The organism is Spiroplasma endosymbiont of Nomada ruficornis, assembly GCF_964030795.1.
Classification (GTDB): Bacteria; Bacillota_I; Bacilli_A; order Mycoplasmatales; family VBWQ01; genus Spiroplasma_E; species Spiroplasma_E ixodetis_A.
In genome coordinates this window covers 965,074-983,596 of record NZ_OZ034962.1, presented here as the reverse complement: position 1 = coordinate 983,596, position 18,523 = coordinate 965,074, and the positions used below count along the sequence as shown (strand labels likewise).

General features: G+C 23.3%; 29 protein-coding genes. 5 read left to right on the top strand and 24 right to left on the bottom strand.

The annotated features are described in order from the left end of the window. Nucleotides 1-12 precede the first annotated feature (12 nt). On the bottom strand, nucleotides 13-387 hold the full coding sequence (locus AAHM79_RS05995) for a hypothetical protein (protein WP_342257350.1): 375 nt from the start codon (nucleotides 385-387) through the stop codon (nucleotides 13-15). 386 nt (nucleotides 388-773) lie between these two features. Between AAHM79_RS05995 and mgtA the strand changes: the two genes are divergently transcribed. The 3 genes from mgtA to AAHM79_RS05980 all read left to right on the top strand — a co-directional run bounded on the left by mgtA (nucleotide 774) and on the right by AAHM79_RS05980 (nucleotide 4,255). Further along, nucleotides 774-3,497, top strand: coding sequence for a magnesium-translocating P-type ATPase (mgtA, locus tag AAHM79_RS05990; RefSeq protein WP_342257349.1), 2,724 nt, complete (start codon nucleotides 774-776; stop codon nucleotides 3,495-3,497). Between the two features lie 218 nt (nucleotides 3,498-3,715). Then, nucleotides 3,716-3,877: a hypothetical protein gene (locus AAHM79_RS05985; RefSeq protein WP_342257348.1), complete on the top strand. Its 162-nt coding sequence runs from the start codon at nucleotides 3,716-3,718 to the stop codon at nucleotides 3,875-3,877. 123 nt (nucleotides 3,878-4,000) lie between these two features. Further along, nucleotides 4,001-4,255 carry a hypothetical protein gene (locus tag AAHM79_RS05980; RefSeq protein WP_342257347.1) on the top strand — a complete coding sequence of 85 codons (255 nt, stop codon included), beginning with the start codon at nucleotides 4,001-4,003 and terminating at the stop codon, nucleotides 4,253-4,255. Nucleotides 4,256-4,310: 55 nt separating this feature from the next. Here the strand turns inward: AAHM79_RS05980 and AAHM79_RS05975 are convergent, their stop codons facing one another. The 18 genes from AAHM79_RS05975 to AAHM79_RS05890 form a co-directional block, all read right to left on the bottom strand. Continuing rightward, on the bottom strand, nucleotides 4,311-5,243 hold the full coding sequence (locus AAHM79_RS05975; protein ID WP_342257346.1) for an IS30 family transposase: 933 nt from the start codon (nucleotides 5,241-5,243) through the stop codon (nucleotides 4,311-4,313). An 11-nt stretch (nucleotides 5,244-5,254) separates the two neighbouring features. Next, entirely contained in the window at nucleotides 5,255-6,439 is a 1,185-nt protein-coding gene (locus AAHM79_RS05970; RefSeq protein WP_342257345.1) for a hypothetical protein, read from the bottom strand. 18 nt (nucleotides 6,440-6,457) lie between these two features. Next, the gene (locus AAHM79_RS05965) at nucleotides 6,458-6,835 is read right to left on the bottom strand and encodes a hypothetical protein (protein ID WP_342257219.1); all 378 of its coding nucleotides are present in this window, start codon (nucleotides 6,833-6,835) and stop codon (nucleotides 6,458-6,460) included. A 16-nt stretch (nucleotides 6,836-6,851) separates the two neighbouring features. Continuing rightward, nucleotides 6,852-7,043, bottom strand: a complete 192-nt coding sequence (locus AAHM79_RS05960) for a hypothetical protein (protein ID WP_338957816.1) — start codon at nucleotides 7,041-7,043, stop codon at nucleotides 6,852-6,854. A 34-nt stretch (nucleotides 7,044-7,077) separates the two neighbouring features. Further along, nucleotides 7,078-7,236, bottom strand: a complete 159-nt coding sequence (locus AAHM79_RS05955; protein WP_338957552.1) for a hypothetical protein — start codon at nucleotides 7,234-7,236, stop codon at nucleotides 7,078-7,080. Nucleotides 7,237-7,251: 15 nt separating this feature from the next. Continuing rightward, nucleotides 7,252-7,635: a hypothetical protein gene (locus AAHM79_RS05950; protein WP_342257220.1), complete on the bottom strand. Its 384-nt coding sequence runs from the start codon at nucleotides 7,633-7,635 to the stop codon at nucleotides 7,252-7,254. A gap of 115 nt (nucleotides 7,636-7,750) precedes the next feature. Continuing rightward, nucleotides 7,751-8,023, bottom strand: coding sequence for a hypothetical protein (locus AAHM79_RS05945; RefSeq protein WP_342257221.1), 273 nt, complete (start codon nucleotides 8,021-8,023; stop codon nucleotides 7,751-7,753). After that, the gene (locus tag AAHM79_RS05940; RefSeq protein ID WP_338957557.1) at nucleotides 7,992-8,267 is read right to left on the bottom strand and encodes a hypothetical protein; all 276 of its coding nucleotides are present in this window, start codon (nucleotides 8,265-8,267) and stop codon (nucleotides 7,992-7,994) included. Before AAHM79_RS05940 ends, AAHM79_RS05945 begins: the two co-directional genes overlap by 32 nt. After that, complete coding sequence (locus tag AAHM79_RS05935; protein WP_338957559.1) at nucleotides 8,260-8,403, bottom strand: hypothetical protein; 144 nt, start codon at nucleotides 8,401-8,403, stop codon at nucleotides 8,260-8,262. The genes AAHM79_RS05940 and AAHM79_RS05935 overlap by 8 nt, the downstream gene beginning before the upstream one ends. Continuing rightward, a complete protein-coding gene (locus tag AAHM79_RS05930; protein ID WP_342257344.1) occupies nucleotides 8,403-8,969 on the bottom strand; it encodes a hypothetical protein in 567 nt (188 codons plus the stop codon). Before AAHM79_RS05930 ends, AAHM79_RS05935 begins: the two co-directional genes overlap by 1 nt. Beyond that, entirely contained in the window at nucleotides 8,908-9,195 is a 288-nt protein-coding gene (locus AAHM79_RS05925) for a hypothetical protein (protein WP_338957561.1), read from the bottom strand. The genes AAHM79_RS05930 and AAHM79_RS05925 overlap by 62 nt, the downstream gene beginning before the upstream one ends. Further along, nucleotides 9,195-9,401: a hypothetical protein gene (locus AAHM79_RS05920; RefSeq protein ID WP_342257343.1), complete on the bottom strand. Its 207-nt coding sequence runs from the start codon at nucleotides 9,399-9,401 to the stop codon at nucleotides 9,195-9,197. The genes AAHM79_RS05925 and AAHM79_RS05920 overlap by 1 nt, the downstream gene beginning before the upstream one ends. A gap of 17 nt (nucleotides 9,402-9,418) precedes the next feature. Beyond that, on the bottom strand, nucleotides 9,419-9,580 hold the full coding sequence (locus tag AAHM79_RS05915; protein ID WP_338957563.1) for a hypothetical protein: 162 nt from the start codon (nucleotides 9,578-9,580) through the stop codon (nucleotides 9,419-9,421). Further along, complete coding sequence (locus AAHM79_RS05910) at nucleotides 9,556-9,876, bottom strand: hypothetical protein (RefSeq protein WP_342257315.1); 321 nt, start codon at nucleotides 9,874-9,876, stop codon at nucleotides 9,556-9,558. The genes AAHM79_RS05915 and AAHM79_RS05910 overlap by 25 nt, the downstream gene beginning before the upstream one ends. After that, on the bottom strand, nucleotides 9,866-10,303 hold the full coding sequence (locus tag AAHM79_RS05905) for a hypothetical protein (RefSeq protein ID WP_338957565.1): 438 nt from the start codon (nucleotides 10,301-10,303) through the stop codon (nucleotides 9,866-9,868). The genes AAHM79_RS05910 and AAHM79_RS05905 overlap by 11 nt, the downstream gene beginning before the upstream one ends. Before the next feature lie 2 nt (nucleotides 10,304-10,305). After that, nucleotides 10,306-10,470, bottom strand: coding sequence for a hypothetical protein (locus tag AAHM79_RS05900; RefSeq protein WP_338957566.1), 165 nt, complete (start codon nucleotides 10,468-10,470; stop codon nucleotides 10,306-10,308). A 134-nt stretch (nucleotides 10,471-10,604) separates the two neighbouring features. Next, a complete protein-coding gene (locus tag AAHM79_RS05895) occupies nucleotides 10,605-11,123 on the bottom strand; it encodes a hypothetical protein (protein WP_342257342.1) in 519 nt (172 codons plus the stop codon). 12 nt (nucleotides 11,124-11,135) lie between these two features. Then, nucleotides 11,136-11,267 (bottom strand): hypothetical protein, encoded by a 132-nt coding sequence (locus tag AAHM79_RS05890; protein WP_338958910.1) that lies wholly within the window; start codon nucleotides 11,265-11,267, stop codon nucleotides 11,136-11,138. A gap of 732 nt (nucleotides 11,268-11,999) precedes the next feature. On the opposite strand from AAHM79_RS05890, the gene AAHM79_RS05885 reads away from it, so the two are divergent. Beyond that, nucleotides 12,000-12,185, top strand: coding sequence for a hypothetical protein (locus AAHM79_RS05885; protein ID WP_342257341.1), 186 nt, complete (start codon nucleotides 12,000-12,002; stop codon nucleotides 12,183-12,185). Here AAHM79_RS05885 and AAHM79_RS05880 read toward each other — a convergent pair whose 3' ends face one another. The 5 genes from AAHM79_RS05880 to AAHM79_RS05860 form a co-directional block, all read right to left on the bottom strand. Continuing rightward, entirely contained in the window at nucleotides 12,186-12,476 is a 291-nt protein-coding gene (locus AAHM79_RS05880; protein ID WP_342257340.1) for a hypothetical protein, read from the bottom strand. It abuts the gene before it with no gap. Beyond that, a complete protein-coding gene (locus AAHM79_RS05875) occupies nucleotides 12,430-13,668 on the bottom strand; it encodes a hypothetical protein (protein WP_342257339.1) in 1,239 nt (412 codons plus the stop codon). The genes AAHM79_RS05880 and AAHM79_RS05875 overlap by 47 nt, the downstream gene beginning before the upstream one ends. Before the next feature lie 96 nt (nucleotides 13,669-13,764). Then, nucleotides 13,765-14,715: an IS30 family transposase gene (locus AAHM79_RS05870; protein WP_342257338.1), complete on the bottom strand. Its 951-nt coding sequence runs from the start codon at nucleotides 14,713-14,715 to the stop codon at nucleotides 13,765-13,767. 86 nt (nucleotides 14,716-14,801) lie between these two features. Continuing rightward, nucleotides 14,802-14,960, bottom strand: a complete 159-nt coding sequence (locus tag AAHM79_RS05865; protein WP_342257337.1) for a hypothetical protein — start codon at nucleotides 14,958-14,960, stop codon at nucleotides 14,802-14,804. Between the two features lie 157 nt (nucleotides 14,961-15,117). Then, on the bottom strand, nucleotides 15,118-17,289 hold the full coding sequence (locus AAHM79_RS05860; RefSeq protein ID WP_342257336.1) for a hypothetical protein: 2,172 nt from the start codon (nucleotides 17,287-17,289) through the stop codon (nucleotides 15,118-15,120). 276 nt (nucleotides 17,290-17,565) lie between these two features. On the opposite strand from AAHM79_RS05860, the gene AAHM79_RS05855 reads away from it, so the two are divergent. After that, a complete protein-coding gene (locus AAHM79_RS05855) occupies nucleotides 17,566-18,516 on the top strand; it encodes an IS30 family transposase (RefSeq protein ID WP_342257335.1) in 951 nt (316 codons plus the stop codon). The last annotated feature ends 7 nt before the right edge of the window (nucleotides 18,517-18,523 follow it).

Genomic DNA, 18,523 nt, shown 5'->3' with positions numbered 1-18,523 from the left:
TTGCACTTACCTTTACAATTTAGCATAAACATAAAAATATTTTAATTCTCCTAAATATTCAAAACGTTTAGGGTCATTTCATCATTTCTTTAATTTAAGAAAAAATAAACGAATATCTTTTTTTGCTTTTTTAATATCTTGTATATTATTTTTATAAGTTAAAGTAACAAAACTCAAGATTTTACTATCATAAAAATTATGTAATGCTTTCTGAATTAAATTAGTTTTAGTACGAACAGTATTATTTCTTAATTTTTGTTTATTACCAACATAACATTTACCTTTTTTATTTCCAATATTATTTAAAAAAGAAATAGTTAAAATTATATTTTTAACATAACAAGCATAAAAAATCTTTTTAACATAAAAATCTTGTTGAATATCCATATAAAATTCTCGTATCTAGGTTTTAAAAAACCAATTTTATATATTTTAATAACAAACAAATCTTAACATAAAAAAATATAAAAGCAAACATAAACAAAAACGATACTTAATCAAGTTTAACTAAATACTATCATATTTGATTAATAAATATAGAAAATTGATTAGAAGATTTATAATTATATTTCAACTCCTTTTAAATCATTGATGTTTACTCCTATTTTTGATATAAATAATTTGTATTTAAAAATAATACAAATTATTTATTGAAAATAGAAGAATATTATTCTTAAATATTTGGTAGTTTTAAGAACTTTATTCACTAAAATAAAGTTCTTTTGATTTTAGTATACAATTAAATTATACGTTTGAAGAAAGGTTGGTTGATAATGCAATTTTTTAAAAAGAAGCATATAGAACAAAAAACAACAACCATGTTTAAACAATTTTCGCAACTATCGAAAGAAGAAGTTATCCAACAATTAGATGGTAGTATGTACGGATTAAAAAAGGAAGAAGTAGAAGACAGACTTAAAAAATATGGTAAAAATGTTTTTTCTCATAAACGATTTGTTTGATACAAAAAATTAATGCACAATATTTTTAATCCTTTTATTATTGTTTTAATGATAATAGTTATCTATAATTTTATTAGTTACAGTATTATTGATACTAATACTGATAAAAATGTTGATTTGTACAGTGCTATTATTGTTTTAGTAACGATTATTTTGAGTGTTTTTATATCTTACTTTCAAGATTATCGTTCCTATAAATCTTCAGAAAAATTACGACAATTAATTGAAACAACAGCCAGTGTTTTTCGATTTAGTAATAAAAATAAAAAAATTGATTTTAATGCTTTAAATAGTGTTGCCAATTTTACAAAAGAAGTATTAATTGAAAATTTAGTACCAGGTGATATTATTTTCTTATCTTCTGGTGATATGATTCCTGCTGATGTTCGAATTTTAGTTTCAACCGATCTATTTATTAATCAATCAGCACTAACTGGTGAAACATTTCCTGTTGAAAAACATGCTATTAATACTAAAGATGATAATCAAAAAAGTAGTATCCTAGAATTAGAAAACATATGTTTTATGGGTACTAGTATTGTTTCGGGCGGTGCTATTGCTATTGTTATTGCATCAGGTGTTAATACTTATTTTGGATCAATTGCTAGTGCAGTAACTAGTAAACGTCCTGTTACTAGTTTTAGTAAAGGTATTAAAAAAGTTACCTACATTCTTATTGGTTTTATGTGTGTAATGGTACCATTAATATTTATTGTTAATGTAATTACTAAAAATAATATTTTAACAGCGTTAATATTTTCAATATCAGTTGCTGTTGGTATTACCCCCGAAATGCTGCCAATGATTGTTAGTGCTAACTTAGCAAAAGGTGCAATTAGATTATCACATAAAAAAGTAATTGTTAAAAATTTAACTAGTATTCAAAGTTTTGGTGCAATGGATGTTTTATGCACTGATAAAACCGGTACTTTAACTGAGGATAGAATTGAGTTAGTTAAACACTTAGATCCAGAAGGTGTTGAATCAAACAAAGTTTTAGAAATGGCATATTTAAATAGTTCTTTACAAACTGGATTAAAAAATAATATTGATAAAACAATTGTCCAACACATTAAAGCTCATCATAATAAAATAGTTGAAATGCCCTATCGTAAAATTGATGAAATACCTTTTGATTTTATAAGAAGACGAATGTCAATAGTAGTTTCAAAAGATAAAATTAATAATACTTTAATTTGCAAAGGAGCAGTAGAAGAAATATTAAAAATTTGTACTAAAGTTGAAATTGGAGGGAAAGTAATTACCTTAACTGATAAAATTAAAGAAAATGTTTTAAAATTAAGTACGGAATTAAATAATGATGGTTTACGAGTAATTGCAATTGGCTATCAAGATTTTGCTAGTGACAAAACAGTTTTTAAAATAGAAGATGAATCTAATTTAGTTTTATTAGGATATATAGGTTTTTTAGATGTACCTAAACCTAGTGCTATTAAAGCAATAACAACTCTTAATCAACACGGAATTGATGTTAAAATTTTGACTGGTGATAATGAAATTGTTACTAAAGCAATTTGTAAAAAGGTGGGATTAGAGCCAGGAAACCCTTTATTAGGTAGTGACATTGAAGATATGGATGATCAACATTTACAAGCATTAGTAAATAAAACTACTATTTTTGCGAAAATGGATCCATTACAAAAAACAAGAATTATTGATATTTTAAAGTTAAATGGTCACACTGTTGGCTTTTTAGGTGATGGTATTAATGATGCTGTTGCTTTGCATCACGCTGATGTTGGAATATCTGTTAATAGTGCTACTGATATTGCCAAAGAAGCATCTGATATTATTTTATTAGAAAAAGATTTAGATGTTTTAGAACAAGGAGTGATTAGTGGCAGAAATACTTTTGGTAATATTTTAAAATATATTAAAATTACTATTTCTTCTAATTTTGGTAATTCATTAAGTATTTTAATTGCTTCAATTTGATTACCTTTTTTACCAATGATGGCAATTCAAATTTTACTACAAAATTTATTATATGATATTTCTCAATTAGCAATTCCTTGAGATAGGGTTGATGAAGACTTTATTAAAAAACCACAAAAATGAAATGCAAAAAGTATTTTACCTTTTGCATTCTGGAATGGACCGCTAAGTTCAATATTTGATATAACCACCTTTTTATTTTTAGGATATGGTTTACATATCTTTGCCAATTTTGCTAATGTAGATCCTAATAGTGATGCTGGCATATATCAACAATCATTATTTCATACTGGATGATTTATTTTAGGAGTTACTTCACAAACATTAATTGTACAATTATTACGAACTTCTAAGGTACCTTTTATTCAAAGTATGCCATCTCATCAGTTATTTTTAACAACAATTATAATTACTATTATTGGCATTAGTATTCCATATACACAATTAGGAGCTACTATGGGTTTAACACCAATTCCTTTAATTTTTTATGCTTATTTAGCTGGTGTTGTCATTGTTTATTTCATTGCTAGTCAATTATTCAAAATGATATATATAAAGGTTAATAAACGCTGATTATAAACTAAATTTTAATTTTAAGAAAAATGTATTGGATTTTTTTAAAATTATGATACAAATAAATGTAAAACTAAAGAAAGTTTTTTTATTCCTGTTACTTTATTAAAAGTAACAGGAATTTCATATTATAGATAGGAACAGATAAAAGTATGCTAACATTAAATTACCTTATTGATCAATTTCAAAAGAAAAGAATTCAATTTTCTATTATTGAAGATTTTATGAATAATCCAAACATTAGTGATGAGGAAGTTATTAGTTTAGATAATAACAATAGAAATGCCCTTCATAATAGTTTTTTATTAGATTTAGATGAAGGAGCAGAAATAGAAGATGAATATAACTATGATCCACATGAGGAAGGTTGAGAAACTTCAAGTTAATTAATAGAATTTACAACTAATAAAATAAAACTTATTAATTGATTAATAAATTTTAAAAAAAATGATAAAAATTTTTTAAATCAACAAGATATTGAAGGAAATTCACCCTTACATTTAGCAATTATGAAACAATATATTGTAGACTGAAAACTTGGAGGAGAGTTTAAAAATATAGCAAAACAACTAATTAATAATTCACAAGTTAATCCCAATTTAGTAAATTTGCAAAATGGGGTTTCATTTTGCAAATTATTAATACAAGAGATTAATAAAGCTGATGCATATCCGACAAATGAAGAAATTCGTGAATTAGTTAATGATTTTCAAAATAATTCTCATTTTAATATTAATAGTATTAATGCTGAATTATACTTGTAAGTGCAAGTAAATAAAATTGCAAAAAATTCTCGCTAAATTGTAAAGGTAAGTGCAACTAAATTATTTTTCTATCCAAATATTCGATTGGTGAAAGATAATTTAGTATTTTTCTCGGTCTTTGATTTAAAGACAATATAAATTTATGAACTTCATTTTTATTAGTTTTTGAAAAAATAAATTTTTTAGGAAATTTTTCTCTAATTAAACCATTAGTATTTTCATTAGTACCTCTTTGTCAAGGTGAATATGGATTGGCAAAATAAATTTTTACATCTAAATTTTTTTCAAGTTGTTGTCAATTTGAAAATTCTTTGCCACGATCAAAAGTAATAGTTTTAACAATGTTTTTAGGAAGAATTGATAAATAATAACTGACATTTTTATTAATAACTTTAGTAGTTCTGTTTTTAACTAATATTGCTAAAGTAAATCGTGATACTCTTTCAACTAAAGTTATTAAACATGATTTGCTTTTACCTCGTGATGATACTATAGTATCTCCTTCTCAATGACCAAGTGTTATACGATCATTAACATTTCTAATGATTTCTTGTAAATTTTTTGCTTTTTTAATGCCAATTTGTTCTAATGTTTTAGTTTTTTCTGCTAAACTAATAAATTTAGTTGTACGATAACCACGACTAATTCTATTAAGTCCAGCAAATGCAGGTAATATATTAAAAAAAGTATTTAATGGTGTAACATTTCCTTTTAAATAATCATAAACTTGATTAATAGTAAAATCAGTTAAAAACTCTACACCAACAGCACTAATACTAGCAAGTAAATCACTTGCACCTAAACCAAGTGCTAAACTTTCACTTAATCCACCAGTAAAAGGAGCAAGTGCTACTGCTATTACTTGTACACCAATCATTTCTAAAATTTCTCATCATCAACTTTTATGTTCTTGTTGTTGACTTGTTCTAGTATGTTTTGGTTTATTTATGTTTAAAAGTATTGCTGTACTAGTTGTACCAATTGGCATAATAATTATCCTTATTTAAGAGTTATTTTTATAGGATTTGTTGAACCTTGATAATTTTTATCAGTGTCATTAGTAGTGATTACTACATATAAATCTCCTGCTTTTTGGTTTTGATTACTTACATCCACTTGACCTTGGGCATCACTAAAATGATTAATAATTGGAGTTGTTAAATTTGGATTTAAATTATTTAGTTCAGTTGTATTTTTAATTGTTGTATCTAATAATTTATTCTTTTTAGTAGTATCAGCAGTAATATTAGTTGTTAATGTTGTAATTTCTTCACTTAAATATTTTTTATTAACAATACCACATAACATTCATCTTGATTCTGTTTCTGAGTTTGACATATAAGGAATAGATTCTCCTGTTACTTGTCCACCAACTAAATATCTTTTTGGAACTTTACCATCTTTAATATCTTCAACATATATACTAGTTTGTTGTAACATATATCTTTTCATTGCTTTTGGTGTTGCTAAAACAAAATTCATAATTTGATTTTTATTTTCAGTATTTTTAAATGTCATATAATCATCCATAACAATTTGACATAATACACCTTTAATATATAAATTTGTTCCATTTAATCTTAATTGTTGTGCTAGTTGATTATCAGTAATTAAACCTTTATTATCTGCTAAATAAACTAAAGTATCATAAAGACTATTTGTTATAAAAAATTTACAATTATTACTATTTCTTAATTGAAATAAAGTATTTCATGCTGATAACATTGATTTTAAATATCCTACTGGTGTTGTATCAGTAATGATTACTTTTTTGGCAGATTTAGCAATTGTATTTGTATCATTATTTGCTAAATAATCTGCTAAATCATTAGCAACTTCATATTGCATACTTTCTAGTAAATTTTGCCCATTATCTGCAAATAAATCAACTTCACCAATCATTTCTCCTGTACTAGCTTCTTTTGTAATTTCTTTAATAATTTTATCAGTATCAACATAACCAACTTCTAATCCTTTACTTTTATCATTTCAATGAAGTATTTTGAATGTTGGGTCTTTTGGTTTTTTAACTATAAATTCAATTTTTGTAGAATTAACCATTTCAATTGGAAAAAAACTTGCTCATGGACTATTTGATTGTTTATAAAATTCTATAAATTCAGGTGTTTCTACTAATTTTGTAGTATTATCTAAATTTTGTTTAAATGGCACTGGATTTGGCATTTTAAATTTTCCTTTCTTTTATAAATTATTTTTCTTTTTATAATCTAATAAACTACTTTTTATTGAAGTTTCTTGATTTGTTAATATTGTTTCTTGTTTACCACCTGTATTAATTGGTTCTTTAAATAGTGGTTGTTCTTTAATCATTTTTTTAATAGTTTCTTCAATTTTTGAATTTTCTATATTACTTGTTTTAAATTTTAAAAATTCATAAAATTCTTTTTTAACTTGATATTTTTTAAATATATTAATTATTTCTTTTTCTTTAATTTCTTGATTAAGTTTATTTAACTTATTTTCTAATTCAACAATCTTAATTTCTTGCTCTTGTTGTAAATTATTATTTTCAATTAAAGGTTCAGTATTTTGTTCAACATTAGTTTCATTTTCTAACATTTAAATCACACCTTTATTATTTATTTTCTTTTCCATTAATTTTTTCATTAAGTTTTGCTAATTTTTTTTGATGTTTCATCACTTTATTATTTCTTCTAATATGTTTTGGAGTTGTAATAAATCTTTTAAATCAAACAATTAATTCTCTACAAATTAATGTTCCTACACTTGTTCCAATAATAATTAATTCATGTAAAAATTCTTTCATTTTCAATTATTTCCTTTCAATTATTTATTTTTAATTATTCGTCAAATTGACCATTATTAATTCTTTCAATCATTGATTTTGAATTACTTATAATAGTTACCAATAAAGATATTTCTTTATTTAATTGTTCCATTCTTTCTTTATATGTCTGAATTTCATTGTTATAATATTCAATCAATTTTTCTTTATTCATTAGTTATCATCTCCTTTATAAACTATCATATGTAGTTGGTCTTTCATATAAAACATCACTACTTCCACTATTATTACTAATAGCATCACTATTAATTAATCTTCTTGTTTCATTTGTAAATGATGTTTCTTGCATTTCTTGATTATAATTTGTAGTTTCCATAGGTAATAAATTATGTATAATTTCACTTGCACCAGCAACTATTGTTGGTACTGCATAAGCATTATTAAAATCATTATTTATACCCATAGCTACACCACTTGAAATTAGACATCCACTAGTTGCCATATTACATATTTTTCTTATTACTTCAAATCTATTAGGTATTAGTTCACTTAACCCACCAATTAGATTTGATATACCATAAGTACTTAAACTAATATATGTATCTCAATCCATTTGTTGTTTATTATCATTAGTTAATAATAATGGTCATGGTGGTGTTTCTGTGGTAGTAGTTGTTAATCAAGGTGGTGGTTCAGGATTAGGATTGATTTTTGTAAATTTTGCATAATTAATTAAACCAATAGTTCCTAAACCTAATAATATTTTTTTTACTTGAATTTAATATTTTCTTTTTAGTACTTGGCATTTGATTTAAGTTTCATATATCAATTCCTAACTTTTTACTAAATAATAAAGCATTAATACTTCCTAATACTGGATTACCAATAATTTGACCATAATAAGCACTTGTACCAATCATTGCTGATAATGGACTTATTCCAATTCTTATTATTTTTAATAAAGTATAGTTATTTGATTGTACATTCGTGTCATTTGGCATTTTCATTTACTCCTTCATTTTTTGGTTTAATAAACACTTCAACTCAACCTGTATAGTGAACGTTATCACCAACTAAAATAGCAGTATTTGCATGTGGTTGAGAAACAACTAAATATTCAGCAATAACATTAGGATATTTTCATAAAATAATTGCTTTTATATCATTACTATCTGTTAAATCTTTGGGATTTGGTGAAAATATTTCTATTTTATCTTGACCAAATAAATCTGTTAATTTAGTCATTATCAAATTCACCTTTTTCTATTTTTTCAATTAATAAATTTAAAATATTTTTGTCCAAATCAGAGTTTGTATAATTAATTTTTTTAGTTCATTTAATTATATCTTTCATATATTTAAGTAATTTTTCTTTATTCATTATTTATTCTCCTTATTTAAATAATATCAACCAATTAATAAACTATCTGCTTCATCATGATTTGATATTTTTATATTTCAATTATTTTCTTTAATAATTTCTTCAGCAACATATATACTTAGTTCTTTATCTCAAGGTCTTAATCAAAAAATAGGTGGGTCATAACGTTCATATCATTTCTTTCATTCACTTGGACTTATTAACATATCTTTTGTTAATAATTTATTAAATTGTCCTGCAATAAAACCACGTAAATGTTCTTGAGTTTCATAACCAATACCATTTTTTGAATTAAAAGTACCACGTTCAATAATTAAATCCAATTCATTATCATTAACTTTTATATCTCAATAAAATTTTCTTTGTCCATCATATTCTTTTAAATTATAATTTTTAACAAATATTGGTTTTCAATTTCAAAAATCATATTTATCATGTAAATAAACTTTTTTTCATAAAGTAAATCCAGTATTTTTAATACTTGGGTCAATTGAAAGTAAATAATTAGTCATTATCAAATCACCGGTCTTTAATTCTGGTTTTAATTGGTTTATAAACTTCTTCATAATATCCGTTTAAGCGATATGTGTTTTTAAGATATTGCATAAATCTTTCTTTATTAATACAATTTTTATGTCTTGATTTATTAATTTCATCAACTTTATTTCTATGTTCTTTATCACCTTGATAACAATGTTCACATACATTTTCTCAGCAGTTTTTTTCGCAAGTAAATAAATCATGTTTTTTATCACATACACAACAATCTTCACAACATACTTCTTTATTCATTATTTATTCTCCTTTCTATTATTTCTTTCTTGCTTTATTAAGAAATTTATTCAAATAATTTGATTATCATCATCACCTAATTTTTTTAAAAGATATTCATATCTTTTCTTAAAATCTTCACTATCAATATCTCTATCTTGGTAAATTATTTTTTTCAATTTTTTTATTTTATACAAGGTTTTTGGAGAATATATTTCTCCATGCATGCAAAGAAAACATTTCATTATTTATTCTCCTTATTTTCAATTTGATTAGCAATTTCACTTAATATTTTTAATACTTTATATTCATTTTTTAATTCTTTAATAATAAATATTAAAAATATTATTAGTGTTATACTTGTTATTAATATTGGTGCTATTAATAAAATTTCTCATCATATCATTTTTTACTCTTTTCATTTTTTAAATCATTTAACATTAATTGAACAAAATACACGATTTTAGGAATGTTTAAAGTATTAAAAATTTGACCAGTGACAATAATTTCATCGTTTTTGTTTAATAAAATACATCGGTTATAAAATTTTGGATTATTAAAAATTAAAGTAACATAGTTTAAACCATTTCATTGACCACGAACACTATAATATAATTCTTTATTACCTTTTTCGTAATATTTTGCTTCAATAGTGTTACTTAGTTTTACTGTTAATTTGACATAATTGGCTTTATCTTTCATTTTTATAATTCCTTAAATAGTATTGAATGTGTTTATATGCATCTTGTTCATGTTTTGTTAATTTTATATTTCCTTTATAATTTGTTATTTTATTTTTATTTTTTGGTTGGTTTTCTAGATAATCTCAGTTGAAAACATCTTGTACTAATACCATTAATGAACCAATAATTTTAGGAGTTGCTAATGGATTAGTTAATAATTGTTTTGAACTTAAAAAGAAATTTTCTACAATAACTAATATTTTGTTTTCAAAAAATTGTTCTTTGATTATTGATAATATTCTTTTATAACGATTTTTACTTTCAAAAACATGTGTTGTGTTGAATGTTTCTGTATAAATAATCCTATTTGTTTCATTTGAATATATAACAATTCCATTATTACCAATACCAGCGGGGTCAATCCCAATAATTAAGTCATATTGCATTATTAATCAAATTCACCATTTTTAATTTTTTGATTTAATTGAGATATAAGATTTAATCTTCCATTAAAACAACTTTTTCAAAGTTTAGTTACTTTTTCATCGTCTCTCATTTCTTTATTTCATTCTCATTCATCTTTAAGATATTCAAGTATTTTTTCTTTATTCATATTTATACCTCCTACTTAACCTAATATTTAAAATACAGTCATAACAAATTGCTTTACTATTTTTATCTCTTAAAAAATATTTTCTTGTTTTTATATCATTAGTATTAAAGAATAAATAATCTAATTTATTTTGTTTACATGTTCAACAAAAATACTTTTTCATTATGAGTTGAAATTTCCTTATAAGAAGTAACTATATAATTAATTGGTAAATCATCATGTTTATATGGATTATTTATTTTAAAACCTTTTCTGTTTTCTTCTCACGTAATGTTATATTTAAAACAAGGATTAGTAATTTTAGTTTTGTTATCTGTTATTTCACCCATAAATCAACTATTATGCTGTTCATAAAATGTTAATTGTTCAAGTTTTATATCATTAAGATAATATTCTTTTGGAGCAGTTGGTTTATTAACAGTTATTTTTTGGTCTTTAATATATGGTTCTAATAACTTTATTAATTCATTACCACTTAATTCTTTTTTAATATTTTCTAAATTAAAAACTCAATATGTGCAACTGTTATCAACAATAAAAGAATTATTTTTAATCATTCATTTTGGAAGAGATAATTTATATTCAACATAATCAATAAGAATAGATGGTGGTTTATCTTTAACAATTTGTTCTTTTTTAAATTCTATTTGCATAATAATCCTTTCCTAATATGTTCTGTTGCTTCTAGCATAAAGAACATATATTTTTATTCTTAGATTATTAATAATACTACTATTTGTTTTATTCATTCCAGCAATTCTGGGCTCAAAAATAAATTGTGAAATTTTAAAAAACATTGAGGCATTCGATTCAATATTTATTTAATTTGCGTTTAGCAAATTAATATTTTAATTGAACCGGTCCCGCTCAATTTTTTTTACAAGTTTGAAATTTATTTTCTCTCCCAAAAATTTTTCAAAAAAAAATAAAAAATAAAACCAACACTTGCTCACTTGGTAGTGGCAAGGTTGGTTAAATAAAGAATAATAGTTGGTCCCCACTCCGGGTCTATATATACTAGTTTCCAATTCGCTCCCACCCCAAGAATTACCATTTCTGGTTAGTATATTTTATTAGGTATCACTCCACTTTTTATTTATCCATGCAAGTCCACATGCTAGCTACTATTTTTAACAACTATGTTGTAGTTCACTTTTTTAGTTCCTAACACGTGTTGATAATAGTGCTAAAGACGGTTATTAAAAATTTTAAAATTTTACAATTACAAAAAAAGACAAGAATTTTATTCTCGTCTTTTGTCATTTATTTTTTAATTTAATAGTTTAAAAAAGAAAGGAGTTATTTTTAAAAATTTTTATTTATCGACATCTTCGGTACGCTCCCAATAATTAGGTGATGAATATTATTCAGGTGCAGAAATTTATGAAATAAATTCAATTGCACCTCATTTATTATAAAAAAGGAGTAATTTAATATGCAAACATGAATAAAAACAAATTTAAGTAAAATAACATTAGCATTAGCACTAACTGGTGCTACAACTGGAACAATAGGATTAATCATGGGGGGTGCTTACCCATAAAATAGATAATTCCTATTTAGAACCAAACGGCGAAAGAGTATTATGAATAACAACTATTTGATGAAATAAATGAGATAGTCCGAATAAAACTGAATTATATTTTTCTAAATTTAAACATCATGATGAAGATGTAAAATGAGATGGTACTTATACAAATAATTATTTTGAATAATTATATCTCTAAATTTATATAAGAAATATTTTCGTTATATTTATCAAATAAATTAATATTTTGTAAATTTATTTCTTGCTTATCTGTCATTAAAATTAAATCATAATTTCCAGCACCAAATATGCCACTAATTTCAATCCGATTTAAATTATTAATCGGATTTTCTATTTGTAATTCAAATTCGTTATTATTATCAATTTGTAAAATTTCTTTATAAAATTCTAATTTTGAAAATAATTGTGATTTATTTGAACCATATAAATTTAAAACATTTTCAATTTTTTTTTTCAATAATTGTTCTTGTAAAGTATTTTCCGTATTCTCCATTACCAAGTGTTCAATCAGCAGGAATTAATGAAGGTATATTGTTACTTTCTAATTCATTAGTTATAGATAATCAATTAAATTGATTATCATCTAACTTAAATAATTCATTTTGACTAATATCATTACTTTTTAATTTGATATTATTAATATCAGTCAAATCAAAATATGAAGAGTGTAATATAACTTTTATATCTTTATACTCTCAAATTTTATTTTCATTTTGATGTATTGGTTTTGATTTTAATTCAAAAAAATAAGGTAATAAAATTTTATTATCATCATTTAAACCTTTATTAATTGACATACTTGAATAAATATATTTTGATAACATTATAAATATTTGTTTAAATATTTTCACTTGTAGTAAATTTATGTAATTTGGATAATCTAATTCTCATTGTTTAAACAAATTGGTTATTAGTTCTTCGGGTTTTTGTCCTTCAAATTTTGCTCTTAATTTTGCTATATCATTATCGGGTTTACCAGTTTTATCATTATATTTAGCACCTTCAAAATTTCTATTGTAGTTATATGTATAACTTAGCATATCTAGTAATAACTGTTGTAAACTATCAATTGGTGGTTTATCATTTATTTCAATTTCAATGTCATTAAAATTCTGTGATAACTCAATAGCAATATATCTACTTGGATATGGTGGGTTTGGTTCTCTATGACTATATAATGTATATTGTTCATTCTTTTTCATTTCAAAATCAGCTAATTTTTTCGGTACTGGTGATGGTCCATCATATTTACCAATTTTAGCATATGTTATTTTTGCATTATTAATAATTTCTTTTCTTGTTTCACTTCCACCACCAATAGCAATTAAATCTAAAACTGATTTTTCTTGTCCTATAAATTGTTTTGCTAAATTTCATGGTAATATTTGTTCACTAAATCATTGTTGTAATATTCTAACTTTTGGTTGAGTTTCAATAGGCATTGATAACAGCGGAAATGCTATCTTATCCTTGACAAATAACTTTGGGTATACTTCCATATTGTCAACTTCACCAAGTACCTTTATATTGCCAAAAATCATGCTTCTAGGTGCTTTAATTTTTAAACCAATAACTTTGGTGTCTTTATCTAGTGGTTTTTGTAATTTAATAATAATTGGATAACCATCTCTTGTTTTAAAATCTTTCATTTTAATAATAGTTATACTTTTAGTACTTATTGTTTTTGGGTTTTGATATGGCTGTGAATAATTATTTATTATGCTAAATTGTAAAGGTAAGTGCAACTAAATTATTTTTCTATCCAAATATTCGATTGGTGAAAGATAATTTAGTATTTTTCTCGGTCTTTGATTTAAAGACAATATAAATTTATGAACTTCATTTTTATTAGTTTTTGAAAAAATAAATTTTTTAGGAAATTTTTCTCTAATTAAACCATTAGTATTTTCATTAGTACCTCTTTGTCAAGGTGAATATGGATTGGCAAAATAAATTTTTACATCTAAATTTTTTTCAAGTTGTTGTCAATTTGAAAATTCTTTGCCACGATCAAAAGTAATAGTTTTAACAATGTTTTTAGGAAGAATTGATAAATAATAACTGACATTTTTATTAATAACTTTAGTAGTTCTGTTTTTAACTAATATTGCTAAAGTAAATCGTGATACTCTTTCAACTAAAGTTATTAAACATGATTTGCTTTTACCTCGTGATGATACTATAGTATCTCCTTCTCAATGACCAAGTGTTATACGATCATTAACATTTATATCTCGTTCTTGAATTGATTTACCATTAAACTTGCCACGATTTTCTTTAGATTTTCGTTTTTTACCTTTTCTTCTTAAATTTTTACTAGTAACTTTATCAAGCATTCCAAAATAAATTAAAGTATAAATTGTTTTAAAACTAATAACTCAATCTTTATGAAAATTTTTAATTCTGCCATAAATTTGTTCAGGTGATCAACCTAATAGTAATTTTTGTTGTACATATTTTACTAAATTCTTATTTTTAAACTTATGAAAACTAATATGTGATTGTTTTCGATTTTCAGCTTTATTTTGTGCAATTAATGAAAAATAATGATTATTATCTTTATTTCTATTAATTTCTCGAATAATAGTACTAATACTTCGATTAAGATTTTTAGCTATTTCACTAATTTTAAATTTAAATTTCAATTGATTCTCAATATAAATCCTTTCATCTATGCCAAGATGTTTATAACTCATATAAAAACTCCTTACTTTTTTCTAAACTAAATTTAGCATTATGAAATTTTTATATGAGAATTTTTTGCAATTTTATTTACTTGCACTTACAAGTATAATTCAGCATTTTCATTTTTTTTCTTATTTTCGATTTCTTGTTGTTGTCTTTCTTTTTCAGCTTTTTCGGATTCTTTTTTTAATTTATTAGCTGCAATTTTTTCTTTTATTCTTGCTATTTCTTTTTCTCTTTTATTTTTTTCATCCATAAAAATCCCTTTCTCACTACTTTTTTGGTATATTTATTCTTATACATCTAAAATACCCAAAATCAGTGTACATTTTTTAGAAAAAAAATAAATATAAAATATTAAAAAAGTCACTCTTTTTAAAAGAGTGACTAAAAATTAAATTTAAATAGTGCTTTTAATTGAATGGCATTGGATGGTATATTCCTGTACTTGTTGATGGTTGGTTATTTATATCATTTGCAAATTCATATGGATTGTCAATAGGAAATTCTTCTATTGATGTTTCGTCATCAGTTTCTTTTTCATTTGATGATTTTTCTGATTCTATTTGTTGTGATAAAACTTCTTCAATACCAGAATCTTCAAATTCTTCTTCCTGATATTTTTTAAACAATTCATCAAAAGTTGTGCATTTCCCATTGTTTTCTAATTTTTCTAAATGTTTTTCAAGAAAAACTGCTTCTTTTTTAGTAAATCCACAACAACTAGTTAATATTGCTGTTATTTTTTTTATAGTTATTGGTTGATTAAATACATCTTTATAAAAATCAGAAATAGCAAAAGCAATCATATCAATTGCTGTTACACCAATTGAAAATCCTAATGTTGTTCATCTAACAAATTTTTCATAAAATAATTTTGTGGCTTTTTGAAATCCATATTCAGTAACTAATGCAGCTTCTGTTTTAACAGCATTAACAGTACAAGTGACTGATAAAAATAAAGGGATTGCCATTAATATTTTTTTATATCTAGTTTGTTTTTCAACTCATTTTGAAAGTTTTTCAGGACAAAGATTAGTTGGAATTCCTAAGTTTGTTAAACCCGATTTAAAAATATTATTAATTGGTCTCATAACAAAATAACGACTTATATTTGCTGCTAAAGCACCTGTAGTAAAAATGTCTTTCGTGATTCAATCATGTAAATTAAAATCTTCTTTAGAAGTATTTTCTGATGAACCAGTTAGAATAATATGACTACCTGCCCATGTTAGTGTTTCTAAAGTTAAATTAACTAAAAGATTACGTCCTCAATTAGTTACTAATGCTATTGGTTTATTATTTTGTTGTTCCATAGTTTTAATTGTTTTATTTGCTAAAGATATTACTTGTTTAATTTCAATATCATTATTAGCATTATTATTTTCTGTTTGTGAATTAATAATTAGTTTTTTAATTCGTTCAATTTCTTTTTTAAAATTTGGATGATATTCAAATTCTGTTTCTACACAATTTTCAATTTGATTAAATTTCTGTATTAAATCATTAAGTATGGAAATATTTGAAAAATATTTCATTAATTTTTGATGGTCTTCTTCAAATAAAAGTGTTTCAAATATTTCTTTATATTTTTCAAAGTCACTGGTATTAAATTGATTGATTTCAATGGGATTTGTTTTGTTTTTTTTATTAAAAAAAACATCTCGTGATCAACTTGAAGCTGCTGAAGTGAAAAATGTGCCAAGTGCAGTATCAAGTAATACCATAACATAATTTTGTCAATTTCAAAATATAGCATCAATATAATCTTGGGATGTGTGTTCTTTACCATCAATGGGAAAATTAGAAACTACTCTTTGTAAATTTTTGCCAGTAAGTCCAATATAAATTTCTAATAATCCTAAAAATTTATATGCAATATTTCTTATTATTCCTGGTTTTGTTTGATCAATAAAATTTTGTATTATTGTTAAATATTTATATAATTTTAATAAAACATTTAAATCTCTATTATTAGAATTTTCTTTAAATAATTTTAATTGTTCATTAAGTGAGTTGGTATTTGTTATAAATTTATTAAGATTATTAATAGTTTTTATAGTAATACCTTCTAAGAATTGATCTTCGGGTGATAATCTTCTTTCTTTTTTTTGAAAAGTTTTTAAATCTAAATTATCATCAATATATTCATCAACATCATTGTATTCTTTTTTATATATTTCTATTGTATTTCTATTAAAGTTTATTTTTAATAATTCTAAAATCACTATAATTACTGTTCCATTTTTTTCAACAAATGTTAGTTTTTGTCAGTATTGATTGTTATTAATGGTAATAGTGCTTTCATTAAAAAAAGTTAAACTATCAAAGTTATTTTTAATTTGGGTTTCATATTTTCAATTTCCATTATCATCGAGTTTTTTTTGTGTTGTTCCTCCATAACGACTACTACAATTTATTCAATTATTTTCTTCACTATCTTCTATTTCGATGATTGTAATTGAACTATTAAGACTTTCAGTACTACTTGAATTACTATTATTTATAGAAGATTGTTGCTGGGTAATTCCATAATTAGCATGTTTATTTTTTTCTAATAAAGGTTTTTTTTCTTCTTTTGGCATTTTATTTTCTCCTTTAAGTATAAAAGTCCTATTTTGTTTATAACAACAAAATAGGACTTAAAAATATATTTAAACATATATCTGATTTGGATTATATCATTTATTTAATAGTTTTTAAATAAAAAATATCTTTTTATATATAGTTAATAAAAATTAAGTTTTTTATTTATTTGCTGAATTATACTTGTAAGTGCAAGTAAATCAAATTGCAAAAAATTCTCATATAAAAATTTCATAATGCTAAATTTAGTTTAGAAAAAAGTAAGGAGTTTTTATATGAGTTATAAACATCTTGGCATAGATGAAAGGATTTATATTGAGAATCAATTGAAATTTAAATTTAAAATTAGTGAAATAGCTAAAAATCTTAATCGAAGTATTAGTACTATTATTCGAGAAATTAATAGAAATAAAGATAATAATCATTATTTTTCATTAATTGCACAAAATAAAGCTGAAAATCGAAAACAATCACATATTAGTTTTCATAAGTTTAAAAATAAGAATTTAGTAAAATATGTACAACCAAAATTACTATTAGGTTGATCACCTGAACAAATTTATGGCAGAATTAAAAATTTTCATAAAGAGTGAGTTATTAGTTTTAAAACAATTTATACTTGAATTTATTTTGGAATGCTTGATAAAGTTACTAGTAAAAATTTAAGAAGAAAAGGTAAAAAACGAAAATCTAAAGAAAATCGTGGCAAGTTTAATGGTAAATCAATTAAAGAACGAGATATAAATGTTAATGATCGTATAACACTTGGTCATTGAGAAGGAGATACTATAGTATCATCACGAGGTAAAAGCAAATCATGTTTAATAACTTTAGTTGAAAGAGTATCACGATTTACTTTAGCAATATTAGTTAAAAACAGAACTACTAAAGTTATTAATAAAAATGTCAGTTATTATTTATCAATTCTTCCTAAAAACATTGTTAAAACTATTACTTTTGATCGTGGCAAAGAATTTTCAAATTGACAACAACTTGAAAAAAATTTATATGTAAAAATTTATTTTGCCAATCCATATTCACCTTGACAAAGAGGTACTAATGAAAATACTAATGGTTTAATTAGAGAAAAATTTCCTAAAAAATTTATTTTTTCAAAAACTAATAAAAATGAATTTAATAAATTTATATTGTCTTTAAATCAAAGACCGAGAAAAATATTAAATTATCTTTCACCAATCGAATATTTGGATAGAAAAATAATTTAGTTGCACT